Origin of the sequence: Neisseria bergeri (assembly GCA_003044455.1) — a bacterium.
Classification (GTDB): Bacteria; Pseudomonadota; Gammaproteobacteria; order Burkholderiales; family Neisseriaceae; genus Neisseria; species Neisseria bergeri.
The window spans coordinates 142694-155162 of sequence record POWY01000003.1 but is presented as its reverse complement, the minus strand read 5'-3'; the positions used below and the strand labels follow the sequence as shown (position 1 = coordinate 155162).

The following is a 12469-nucleotide window of genomic DNA, read 5'->3' as shown; positions in this document are numbered from 1 at the left end:
ACTGAAATATCGTTATTCCCGCGCAGGCGGGAATCCAGCCCCGTCGGCATGGAAACTTATCGGGAAAACGGTTTCTTTAGATGTTACGTCCTAGATTCCCGCGTTCGCTGGAATGACAGGATTAAAGTTTCAAAATTTATTCTAAATAACTGAAACTCAGCGAACTGGATTCCCGCTTTTGCGGGAATGACGAATTTTAGGTTTCTGTTTTTGGTTTTCTGTTCTTGTGGGAATGATGAAATTTTAAGTTTTAGGAATTTATCGGAAAAAACAGAAACCGCTCCGCCGTCATTCCCGCGCAGGCGGGAATCCAGCCCCGTCGGCACGGAAACTTATCGGGAAAACGGTTTCTTTAGATTTTACGTCCTAGATTCCCGCTTTTGCGGGAATGACGGGATTAAAGTTTCAAAATTTATTTTAAATAACTGGAACTCAACGAACTAGATTCCCACTTTCGTGGGAATGACGTGGTGCAGGTTTCCGTGCGGATGGCTTCGTCATTCCCGCGCAGGCGGGAATCCAGGTTCGTTGAGTTTCAGTCATTTCCGATAAATTCTTGCAGCTTTGCGTTTCTAGATTCCCACTTTCGTGGGAATGACGGAGAGCCGTGGGATTGGGCTTGGTACAGGCTCGAAAGGGTGCGGCAGGCGAAAAAAGGCGGATGTGAATCCGCCTTTTGCATTATCGGGAGCTTCTGCCGCCTTGTATCAGAACCTGGCTTCAACCGTGAAGTTGTAGCTCCTGCCCGGCGAGGTAAAGCGTTGGATGCCGGCGTGGGTTTTGTTGTCGACGCGGTTGACCGTGCCGAACTCGCGGATGCTGCGTAAAGATTCCCAAGTGTAGTACTGCTTGTTGGTAATGTTGTACGCGGCGGCGCGGAGCGTTACCTGTTTGCCGATATTGAGGTAGGCGGCAAGGTCGAACAGCGTATAGGCTTTGCTGTGTTTGGCATAAGGCCAGGGGTTGTTCAAGTCGTCGTTGCTGTGCACGGTGTCGGACGGCTTTTTGGCGGCGGTGCGCGTGGCGTAGGCGTTGATGCCCCAGCGTTTGGAAGGCGCGTCATAGCCCAAGCTGTAAATTGCCGTCCACGGCGAAAGCGCGTTGATGGGCGTTTCTTTGCCGTTGTTTTGCGTTGCCTTGCCTTTGATGTAGCTGACGTTGAGGCCGGTGTGCAAACCTTTGGGCAGCCCGATGCTGTCGAGGTTCCAAGTGCCGTTAAACTCTATGCCTTTCACCCAGGCGGCGGTGCGGTTTTGGTTTTGCCAGACGGGCGAGCTGACCAATGCCGTGCCCGTGCCGTCTGAAAGCGGGGCGTAGGTGGGTTTGTTCGGATCATCTGACGAAACGCCCATATACGTCAATTCGATAAAGTCGCGGTATTTGGTTTTGAAGCCCGAGAGCTTGAAGTTGCCCGCCTTGCCGCTGCCCGCCAGACCCAATTCCCAGTTTTTGGCTTTTTCGGCTTTAAGGTTGGGATTGGCTTTCAGGTAGAAATCGGGGTGCGGGAATAAGAGCCAGGTTTCGTCCGAAGTCGGCGCGCGGAAGCCGGTGCTGTATTTTGCCAACAAGTGCAGATGCTTGGTAAACCGCCAGTCGAACCCCGTGCCGTAGCTGAAGCCGGCGTGCGCGCGTTCCGAACCCAAATGGGGAATCTGCCCTCGGATGGCGGTGGTGTATTTCGGATTGTCTTTCGCGCTGCTGCTGTTTTTGTCGTAGCGTATGCCCGCATTCAGGCGGAAGCGGTCGTTGCCGCCCAAGTGAAACGCATTGTTCCAATAGGCAAATTTATATTTCGACCGGTTTTCGATCAGCATCGTGATTTTGGCATCGTTGGACGTGAGGATTTTGGGGTCGTACAGTTTTGCGAAATAGCTGTAATCCGAGTTGGCATTGTCCCCCCTGCCGCCGCCCAAGCCGTATTGCGCCGCCCAAACAGCTTTGGAAAAGTCGAGTTGTTTTTCAAAATCGGCAGTCCATTGCGCGGTGTTTTGGCGGATGTGCCGGAACGAATGGTAAACCTCGCCGTTGATGCCGTTTGTATCGTAATTTTTCGGGACGTCCCAAGTCCAAGTGTTCATATCGATGCGTTGTTTGTCGTAACGCAGCTTGAGGCTGTCCCACGGGCCGTGTTCCAATTCGTTTTTGTATTCGACGCCGGTGCGGCGGCGGTAGCTCACGTCTTGGCGGTGGCGGTAGTCGCCCGTCGCGGGAGAGTAAATTGTACCCACCCACAAATTAGACAGCTCGTTGGTAAAACGGTCGGTGCGCGAGTCTTCAAAAATCCAGCCGATGCGGTTGCGGTCGTTGAAATTGTAGCCCAGCTTGAACAGGGTGCTTTTGTTTACCCATTCTTGCGGGTCGGGTCGGGAGCGCGCAACCCCTGTGGCAACATAGGTCTGGTACTTGCTGAATGGTTGGGTTGGGCTGAAAACATACCCCTTGTTTTCAATTTTGACATCGCCCTCGGTCGAGCGGTTTTTGGTTTCTTTGCCGAAGCGGCGGGTATAAACCAATAAGGCATCCAAACCAAAGAGCCGGCCGGCGGCGGTGATGCTGCTGAACTTTTGGCTGTTTTTGCCGACGCTGCCGCCCTTTATCCCCAAATGGTAGGGCTTGTCTTCGGAAACATAGTCGCTTGCGGATTTGGTCTGATAATTGACTGCGCCGCCCAATGCGCCGCTGCCGGATTTGAGCGAGTCCGCGCCTTTGGTGATGGTAACTTCCGAGAAGTTTTCGGGTTCGGAAGTATTGCGGTTGGCATTGAAGTTGCCGTATGCGCCGAACAATTCTTGGAAGGCTTCAGACGACCTGCTTTCTGCTTGTGCCAGTCCGTCCACATTGATGGCGACGCGGTCTTTATCGACACCGCGTATGGTAAAGCCGTTGGAGCCCGCCCTGCCGCCTTCGACGACGGAAATGCCGGGGTCGTAGCGCACCAGGTCGTGTTCGTCGTTGACCAAGAGCTTGTCTAAGGTTTTGCGGCGGATTTTTTCTTCGCCGAGTTTTTGGGTTTTGTGCGTGCCGGTAACGGTGATTTCGTTCAGCGTTCGGGCGGACTGCGGCGCGGGGTCTGCCGCAAAGGCGGGAAACGCTTGGGCGATGGCGGCGGCAGCCAATACGGGCTTGAAGGGGATGTGCATAAGAAAACCTTTTTAAAAGCGGATGGATTATTATTTTTTGAGATGGTTGGTATCTTGAGTGGTGTCATCAAGTTTTTTTTCATAACTCACGCCGCCGAATACGGTATCGAGGGAGCGGTCGCCGTCAAAGGTGATTTTGCCGCCTATGCTGGTTTCGGTGTTGCCGTAGCTGCCGTTGAATTTGCCAAAAAACTTGCCGTCCAATTTGCCGGTTTTGCCGCCGGACGTGGCATCGCCGGAAAAGGATAATCCGTTAATCGCTGCTTCTTTAATTTCTACACTCGGCCCGTAATCGCTGTTGCCGATGATTTCGCCTGCTAGTTTTTGGGTGTTGAAATTGGCGGTGATAAAGGAACGGACGGGGGTGTTGGTGTAACCGGTAAAAGAGCTGCCTTTGGGCGGCGTATAAGAGGAAGTAACAAATTGCCCGTCTTTGACGCGGATGCCCCAAACCTGATAAGTGATTTTGCCTTTTGACAATGCGGTTTCGGTCGTGGAGCTGCCCCAGGAGAACGCAGGAGGCGGCGTTTTGCCGACGGGGAAGCCGCCGGCGAAGAGGTCGATTTCGCCGTTGGGGCCTATCCACGCCCCGAATTTCATATAATCTTGTTTGGTAATTTCCGCTTCTCCGGTTGCCCCTGAGTCGCTGCAACAGATAAAGATACGGCTGCCGTCGGCAAGCCGCTGTCCGGCGTAGCGGTCGGGAATTTTGTAGTCGGGGGAGGAATAGCTGGGGACAATGGGGTCGGAGTAGGATGAAAGGGTGTATTGCGCGCCGCCGGGTGTTTGGAAGATGAATGATGTTTCTTTGGTTTTGTAGCCGGGGAAAGGTTCTTTTTCTACTTCCCGCTGCTGAATGGAAATACCGGATGTGCTTCCTGTGCCGGCGGTGTTGATGTTTTCGATGTTGCTGCTATCGCTTGATAACGTTACCTCGCCGGCGGGCAGCGGCGTGGCGGTGGGAATGGAGAAGGGGACGTGCGGTTCGGCTACCCCCCCCCCGGCACAGGCGGCAAGGGCGGCGGCAAGCGGCAGTAAGGACAGGGCTTTGTATTTCATCGCATACTCAATCTTGATGATGTGTTAATAATAGTTTTGATTATCAGTTTAAATGTTATATGATGTCAACTGTTTTGTGGGCCGATGCAAAAACCGGTTTTCACGGTTTTCTGCCTGTTTTCGGATGGTTTGACGTGTTTCGGCGGCGTGTTTGCCGGAAAGGTAAATGACAGGGTATGTTGTATTTCAGATACGGTTTTTTGGTTGTTTGGTGTGCGGCAGGTGTTTCTGCTGCCTATGGGGCGGATGCGCCCGCGATTTTGGATGACAAGGCATTGTTGCAGGTGCAGCGGTCGGTGTCGGATAAGTGGGCGGAATCGGATTGGAAAGTTGAAAATGATGCCCCGCGTGTGGTTGACGGGGATTTTTTGTTGGCACATCCGAAAATGTTGGAACATAGTTTGCGCGACGCGCTCAACGGCAATCAGGCGGATTTAATCGCTTCGTTGGCGGATTTGTATGCCAAGCTGCCGGATTATGACGCGGTTTTGTACGGCAGGGCGCGGGCTTTGCTGGCGAAATTGGCGGGAAGGCCGGCGGAGGCGGTGGCGCGGTATCGGGAACTGCACGGGGAAAATGCGGCAGACGAGCGGATTTTGCTGGATTTGGCGGCGGCGGAGTTTGACGATTTCCGGCTGAAGTCGGCAGAAAGGCATTTTGCCGAGGCGGAAAAATTGGATTTGCCGGCGCCGGTTTTGGAAAATGTGGGGCGTTTTCGGAAAAAAGCGGAGGGGCTGACGGGCTGGCGTTTTTCGGGCGGTATCAGCCCGGCGGTCAATCAAAACGCCAATAATGCCGCGCCGCAATATTGCCGGCAAGACGGAGGCAGTCAGATATGCAGTGTCAGCCGGGCGGAGCGGGCGGCAGGCTTGAATTATGAAATCGAGGCGGAAAAGCTGACGGCGTTGGCGGACAATCATTATTTGTTGTTCCGTTCCAATATCAGCGGCACAAGCTATTATTTCAGTAAAAAATCGGCTTATGATGACGGGTTCGGCAGGGCGTATTTGGGTTGGCAGTATAAAAATGCGCGGCAGACGGCGGGGATTTTGCCGTTTTATCAGGTGCAGTTGTCGGGCAGCGACGGCTTTGATGCGAAAACAAAACGGGTAAACAACCGCCGCCTGCCGCCGTATATGCTGGCGCACGGAGTCGGCGTGCAGCTGTCCCATACTTACCGCCCAAACCCGGGATGGCAATTTTCGGTCGCGCTGGAACATTACCGCCAACGCTACCGCGAACAGGATAGGGCGGAATACAATAACGGCAGGCAGGACGGGTTTTATGTTTCGTCGGCAAAACGTTTGGGCGAATCGGCAACTGTGTTCGGCGGCTGGCAGTTTGTGCGGTTTGTGCCGAAACGCGAAACGGTGGGCGGCGCGGTCAATAATGCCGCCTACCGGCGCAACGGTGTTTATGCCGGTTGGGCGCAGGAGTGGCGGCAGTTGGGCGGTTTGAACAGTCGGGTTTCCGCGTCTTACGCCCGCCGCAACTATAAGGGCGTTGCGGCTTTCTCGACAGAGGCGCAACGCAACCGCGAATGGAATGTCTCGCTGGCTTTGAGCCACGACAAGTTGTCGTACAAAGGTATCGTGCCGGCGTTAAATTATCGTTTCGGCAGGACGGAAAGTAATGTGCCGTATGCGAAACGCCGCAACAGCGAGGTGTTTGTGTCGGCGGATTGGCGGTTTTGAATGGTGGGATAATGCCGTCTGAACCTTGTGGAAACAGGTTCGGACGGCATTTTTGCATATTCAGGCAAGGGCGGCGGCAAATACGCCGCGCAAGGCGTTGGAGAGGCGGATTTCTTCGGCTTCTTGCAGTGTTTTTTGTGTGATGTGTGTTTCGATCACTTGATTTGTTTGCAAATATTTTTGCGGTTCGTCCAACACGGCTTGGCGCATTATGCCGTTTAAAATGTCTAAATCTAAAGAGGGCGTAAGCCATTGTCCTTGGTATTTGACGAACACGTTGCTTCTGCCGCCTTCGAGCAGGATGCCGTCTGAATTGAAAAACAGGCTGTCGAACGCGCCTTGTGTTTCGGCGGTTTGCCACGCTTGGTCGAAGAGGGGGCGGTGGGTGGTTTTGAAGCGGCGCAGGTAGTTTTGTACGGGCAGGATGGTAGGCGAAATGATGACGCGTTGTTTGTCAGCCAAATGGTTTAAAACGGCGCGGGACAGGCTGATGCCGTCTGAAGCGAGCAGGGCTTTGATGCGGAACGCGCCGTCGGGCAAGTCGGCAATGTATTGTTTGATTTGATTTTCGCAACCGTCGGGCAGGGGCAGGTTGAGTGCTTGGGCGGAGGTTTTCAGACGGCATAGGTGGCGGTCGAGCAGGGTGCAGCGTCCGTTTTCCGCGCGCATGGTTTCGAAGATGCCGAAATCGGGGCGCAATTCGTTGAGGAAACGGGCTTTCCAGCCGCATTCCCGATATTCGGCGGCGGGGTCGCTGTCGATGACGATGCCGGAACCGACACCGTACACCCCTTGATAGAGTGGATGAACTTGAAACCGGTACGGCGTTGCCCCGCCTTGCCCTGCCGTTCGGGCTTGCACGTTTGAATCTGGGCTGCCGATGCCTGAAACAATGCCGTCTGAAGCCGGGTTTGAAGCGGGTTTGAGCGACAAGGTGCGGATAACGACGTTGAATATGCCTTCAAACCCCAAGCCGCCGGAACACGGGTTCAAATAGCCGATGCTGCCCGTATAAAGTCCGCGCGCTTCGGTTTCGAGCGTTTCGATAATCTGCATACTCATTTTTTTGGGCGCGCCGGTGATGCTGCCGCAGGGGAAGGCGGCGCGGAGGATGTCGGCGACGGTGATGTGCGGCAAGGCTTGGGCTTGGATGGTGCTGGTCATCTGCCAAACGCTGCCGAAACGCGACACTTTAAACGGCTCGGGTACGCATACTTTGCCGGTTTGGGCGATTTTGCCGAGGTCGTTGCGCAGCAAATCGACAATCATCACGTTTTCGGCGCGGTTTTTCGGGTCGGCTTGCAACTCGGCGGCGCGGCGTTCGTCTTGTCCGTCGCCCAAAATCGGCGCGGTGCCTTTCATCGGTTCGGTGCTGATGATGCCGTCCGAACCGATTTTGAGGAAGAGTTCGGGCGAGAAACACAGCGTCCACGCGGATTGCCCTTCCGCATCGGGCAGGTGGGACAAAACGGCATAGGGGACGGGCTGGCGCAGGCGGCGGTAGAGGTTGATGGGATTGCCGTAGGCTTGCAGGTGCAGGCGGGTGGTGTAGTTGATTTGATAGGTGTCGCCGCGCCGGATGGCTTCGTGGATTTGGCGGATGCGGTCGAGATAATCGGTTTCGGATACGGAGGATTGCGGCGTGGAAATGCCGGCGGGGAGGCCGTCTGAATGTCGGGCAAGCCAGCTTGCGGCATCGATGTCGGCGCAGTCGGCAAACCAATGCAGGGCAAGATTGCCGCCGCGCTCGGACTCAACCCCCGTCAGCGGCAAACCGAATTCGTAGTCTGCAAACAACACGGCATGCAGCCCTTTTTGCCAGCCCTTTTGCAGCGCGCCGTCCAAAGCATCGAGTTCTTCGGGACGGAAAAAACGGCTTTCTACATGATTTTGATAGCGTTTTGCGCGGCCGCTTACGGCATCGTCAAATAGGGCGAAATAGGGCATGGCGGTTCAGTCAAATGGTTTGATTATACGCCCTTTTTACACATATTTTTAGACGATTCGGCAAATATCGGCAAAATGTAATTTTATGTAGAGAAAGTGGGGGCGAAGGTGTAAAATTGTGAAAACAAATTTCGATTTCCAACCTGAAATACAATAAGGAGACCTTTATGACAGACCACCAGCTGCAACCGTTTGAAAGTGTGGAATTGGGCGAAAAGCAAGACCAGCTCCAAGTATTTGAAAAAGCTGTTTTGGAACATGAAGGCAAAGGTTCTGCCGAAGATTCCGGCACAGCCCCGCTGCCCGAAAACTACCCCTACCGCAAACGTATGCGCCGTGCCGTATACGAAGCCGAAAAAGCCAAACTGCAAATCGAGCTGCTGAAAGTGCAAAGCTGGGTTAAAGATTCCGGCCAACGCATCGTCAGTCTGTTTGAAGGCCGGGACGCGGCAGGTAAGGGCGGTACCATCAAACGTTTTATGGAACATTTAAATCCGCGTGGCGCGCGCGTGGTTGCTTTGGAGAAACCAACCACTACCGAACGCGGACAATGGTATTTCCAACGCTATGTTCAAAATCTGCCGACTGCAGGCGAAATGGTGTTCTTCGACCGCTCATGGTACAACCGTGCCGGCGTAGAACGCGTGATGGGCTTCTGCGAACCCAACGAATATATGCTCTTTATGCGCCAAACTCCCGAATTAGAGCGTATGCTCGTTGCCAGTGGCATCCATCTGTTTAAATTCTGGTTCTCCGTATCCCGTGAAGAACAACTGCGCCGCTTCATCTCCCGCCGCGACGACCCCCTGAAACACTGGAAACTTTCCCCCGTGGATATCCAGTCGCTCGACCGTTGGGACGACTACACCGAAGCTAAAAACGCCATGTTCTTTCATACCCACACCGGCGACGCGCCTTGGGTCATCATCCGTTCCGACGACAAAAAACGCGCCCGTTTGAACTGTATCCGCTACTTCCTGCATCAGCTTGACTATCCGGGCAAAGACGTGAAAGCCATCGGCAAAGTGGACGATAAAATCGTTCTTGTTCCCGATACGCGTTACAAAGAGAAAACCATCGATATCGGTCATGACTGATTACCGGTGAAACTGTAAAAATGCCGTCTGAACTTGAAATCGGGTTCAGACGGCATTTTCTATCGGGGTTTCAAAGCGGTATTAAATATCGGTTTCCAGATAAACGACTTGGGTTTGCAGATATTCTTCCAAACCGTGTTTGCCGTCCGCGCCGCCGATACCGGATTTTTTCCAACCGGCGTGGAAGCCCTGCATCGCTTCAAAGTTTTCGCGGTTGATGTAGGTTTCGCCGAATTGCAGGCGGCGGGTAACGTAGAAGGCTTCGTTTAAATTAGTCGTATAAACAGAACTGGTCAGACCAAACTCGCAATCGTTAGCCAGTGCGATGACTTGGTCGAGCGTGTCGAAAGCGGAAACGGGCAGAACGGGGCCGAAGGTTTCTTCTTTCATAATGTCCATACTGTTGTCGGTGTCGGTCAGCAGGGTCGGCTCGAAGAAATAGCCGCGTCCTTCAGCGCGTTTGCCGCCGCAGACCAGTTTCGCACCTTGTTTGACTGCCCGTTCCACTTTTTCGGCAACGGCTTTGACGGCGCGTTCTTCAATCAGCGGGCCCATTTCCAGCGCGCCTGCTTCGGCTTCGGCAGGGTTGCCGTAGCGCACGCCTTTCATGGCGGCGGTCATTTTTTCGATAAACGCGTCTTTCAGGCTGCTGTGGACATAGACGCGCTCGGCGCAGTTGCAGATTTGACCGGTGTTGCCGACGCGAGAAGCCAAGATGGATTTCACCGCCAAGTCCAAATCCGCGTCTTTCAACACGATGGCGGGGGCTTTGCCGCCGAGTTCCAGCGAAACTTTGGTGATGTTGGTAGAAGCGGCTTCCATCACTTGGCGGCCTGCTTCGACGGAGCCGGTCAGGCTGACCATATCGACTTGCGGATGGGCGGACAAGGCATTGCCGATTTCCGCACCCGGACCGTTCACTACGTTGAACACGCCTGCGGGCAGTCCGACCGCATCGACGATTTCGGCGAAGATGTGGCAGTTGATCGGGGTTACGCTGCTGGGTTTGACGACGATGGTATTGCCCGTTACCAAAGCCGGGCCCATTTTGCGGGCAATCAGGAAGAAGGGGAAGTTCCACGGCAAAATGCCTGCCACGACGCCCAGCGGACGTTTGAACAATAAAATGTTTTCGCGCGGGCGGTCGCTTTGGATGATTTCGCCTTCGTAACGGCGCGCCCATTCGGCTTGGTAATCGAGATAGTCGGCGGTGAACATCACTTCCACGCGCGCCAAGTCTTTGGTTTTGCCGCCTTCGGCAACGATGGTGTCGGTCAGCTCGTCGGCGCGTCCGCGTATGCCTTGGGCGATTTTGCGCAAATACGCGCCGCGTTCGACCGCAGGCAGACGCTCCCATGCCGGTTGCGCCGCACGCGCCGCCGCTACGGCGCGGTCAACGTCCGCTTTGCCGCCTTTGGGTTCGCGGGCGATGGTTTCTTCGGTGGATGGGTTCAATACGTCGCGCCATTCGCCGTTGAAGTCGTTTTCAAAGCGTCCGTTGATGTACATGGCCAATTGTTTCATTTAGGGTTCTCCAGTTTTGTAGTCAGATGTAGTTTTAGTTTATTCCCAAATAAATTACCGTACAAGTTTCTTTACATGCAGATTTCGGGTTTTAAATTAAATGCGGCTTACCGGTTTTCTTTTTTGGTTTCCGCAGGCGTGCTGCCGAAATATTGCCTGAATGCCTGAGTAAAGCTGGAAACGTGGCGGTAGCCGCATAAATATGCGGTTTCGCCTATGCTTTTCCCCCCGTTTTGCAACAGATAGAGCGCGTGCTGCATTTGTTTGTGGTGCAGCCACTCGCTTGCGGTAATGCCGAAATGGTCGCGCATGCGGCGTTGCAGCGTCCTTTCGCTGATGTTCAGCGCATCTGTCAGCCGGTTGACATGGTGTGCGCCGTTGGCAAATGCCCCGTTCAGGATACGGCTGAAGTTTTCAGACGGCATGGTGTTTACTTCCGCCGTTTCTCCTGCTGCCGGCCCGATGCTGTCCGACACCATGTTCCACAAATCCGACAGCAGCCGCAAAACGTCTGCCTCGCGGCGCAATGTTTCGCCCAAATGCCCCCTTGGGGCAGGTTGCAGGCAAGATGCTGCCAAGCCGCGCAGATTTGGTGACAAATCCCATATTCTGACCGGTTCGCGGTAAAGTATGGGTGTAAAACCCGCATACTCCGGACGCAGTAGCCATTGCTCCATACCTTTAATTGTCATTTTGACCGTTTTGCCGCCGCGATAAAGATAGCGGCTGAACAGGACTTCTTCCCCGACTGAAATCAGGATGACCTTGCCGCCGTCCGCATCGATTTGGAATCGGCTCCGGTTGATGCCGAAGTTCAAAGAGCCTTCCAGCAAAAGCACGAACGACACATAAGGTTCGGTGAGGCGGCTGCTGCAAAAATCACACCGTGCTGTTACCGTGCCGCCGTGGATGGAAATGCCGTTGGACAAAGTATCGAAACGGTAGCTGCCTTCGACATAATCTCCGCCCCCGCTGTTAACCAGGTTGACGAATTGGCTGCTGTTCAAATATTCTTCTGCCATGGTTATTTCTTGAGAAAAATTATCATTTGAAAGATAACATTTTTCACTTCGGTAAACAATCCGCTGCCGGGGCACGGCATTTTCACAACACTTACCGTCCGTATGCCGTCTGAAAATTGCCCGTCTTTCCGATAAGCCTTAAAATACACGCCGTCAAACCTATCGTTTTGCCTGCACATGAGTCCCTTCCCTTTTATCGAAATGAAAGATGTCGCCTTTGCGTATGGCGACCGCCCGATTCTGAAGAACATCAATTTCAGTATTCCGCAAGGCAATTTTGCTGCCGTAATGGGCGGTTCGGGCAGCGGCAAAACCACGCTGATGAGGCTGATTACAGGACAGATTCGTCCGCAGTCCGGGCAGGTTTTGATTGAAGGACGGGATTTGGCGGGCTTTTCGGCTGACGAGTTGTATGAACACCGCCGCCGTATGGGTGTGTTGTTCCAACACGGCGCACTGTTTACCGATTTGTCTGTATTTGACAATATTGCTTTTCCGATGCGCGAACTGACGCAACTGCCGGAAGCGGTGATTCGAGATTTGGTTTTGTTGAAACTGAACGCGGTCGGTCTGCGCGGTGTGGAAAACCTGATGCCGTCCGAGTTGTCCGGTGGGATGTCGCGCCGCGTCGCGCTTGCCCGCACGATTGCACTCGACCCTGAAATCATGTTGTACGACGAGCCGTTTACCGGCCTCGATCCGATTTCCTTGGGCGTGATTGCCCACTTGATCAGCCGCGTCAACAAGGCTTTGCGTTCGACCAGTATTATGGTAACGCACGACATTGAAAAATCTTTGGAAATCGTCGATCAGGTGATTTTCTTGGCGCACGGCGAAATTATGTTCTCCGGCTCGCCGCAGGAAATGCGCGAACTGGATTCGCCTTGGGTGCGCCAGTTTGTCGGCGGGCTGGCAGACGGCCCCGTAGCATACCGTTATCCGGCGCAAACGTCGTTACATCAGGACCTGTTGGGATAAATGAGTTG

Annotated in this window: 8 protein-coding genes; 3 read left to right on the top strand and 5 right to left on the bottom strand. The window is 54.0% G+C overall.

Annotation, left to right across the window (positions count from 1 at the left end; all coding sequences use genetic code 11):
* Positions 1 to 707: 707 nt before the first annotated feature.
* Together hupB and hupA are read right to left on the bottom strand one after the other, a co-directional pair.
* Complete coding sequence (gene hupB / locus DBY86_RS05190; RefSeq protein ID WP_107819163.1) at positions 708 to 3140, bottom strand: haemoglobin-haptoglobin-utilization protein HupB; 2433 nt, start codon at positions 3138 to 3140, stop codon at positions 708 to 710.
* Between the two features lie 30 nt (positions 3141 to 3170).
* Positions 3171 to 4199, bottom strand: a complete 1029-nt coding sequence (hupA, locus tag DBY86_RS05185; protein WP_107819162.1) for a haemoglobin-haptoglobin-utilization protein HupA — start codon at positions 4197 to 4199, stop codon at positions 3171 to 3173.
* Between the two features lie 176 nt (positions 4200 to 4375).
* Here hupA and DBY86_RS05180 point away from each other — a divergent pair, with 176 nt between their 5' ends.
* Positions 4376 to 5893 carry a surface lipoprotein assembly modifier gene (locus DBY86_RS05180; RefSeq protein WP_107819161.1) on the top strand — a complete coding sequence of 506 codons (1518 nt, stop codon included), beginning with the start codon at positions 4376 to 4378 and terminating at the stop codon, positions 5891 to 5893.
* Positions 5894 to 5953: 60 nt separating this feature from the next.
* On the opposite strand, the gene DBY86_RS05175 is transcribed toward DBY86_RS05180, so the two are convergent.
* Positions 5954 to 7840 (bottom strand): bifunctional anthranilate synthase component I family protein/class IV aminotransferase, encoded by a 1887-nt coding sequence (locus tag DBY86_RS05175; RefSeq protein WP_107819160.1) that lies wholly within the window; start codon positions 7838 to 7840, stop codon positions 5954 to 5956.
* Positions 7841 to 8007: 167 nt separating this feature from the next.
* On the opposite strand from DBY86_RS05175, the gene ppk2 reads away from it, so the two are divergent.
* Entirely contained in the window at positions 8008 to 8937 is a 930-nt protein-coding gene (ppk2, locus tag DBY86_RS05170) for a polyphosphate kinase 2 (protein ID WP_003676037.1), read from the top strand.
* Positions 8938 to 9018: 81 nt separating this feature from the next.
* On the opposite strand, the gene aldA is transcribed toward ppk2, so the two are convergent.
* Positions 9019 to 10461: an aldehyde dehydrogenase gene (aldA, locus tag DBY86_RS05165; protein WP_107819159.1), complete on the bottom strand. Its 1443-nt coding sequence runs from the start codon at positions 10459 to 10461 to the stop codon at positions 9019 to 9021.
* 107 nt (positions 10462 to 10568) lie between these two features.
* A complete protein-coding gene (locus DBY86_RS05155) occupies positions 10569 to 11483 on the bottom strand; it encodes a helix-turn-helix transcriptional regulator (RefSeq protein WP_107819157.1) in 915 nt (304 codons plus the stop codon).
* Between the two features lie 177 nt (positions 11484 to 11660).
* Between DBY86_RS05155 and DBY86_RS05150 the strand changes: the two genes are divergently transcribed.
* Positions 11661 to 12461, top strand: coding sequence for an ABC transporter ATP-binding protein (locus DBY86_RS05150; RefSeq protein WP_003676043.1), 801 nt, complete (start codon positions 11661 to 11663; stop codon positions 12459 to 12461).
* Positions 12462 to 12469: the final 8 nt, after the last annotated feature.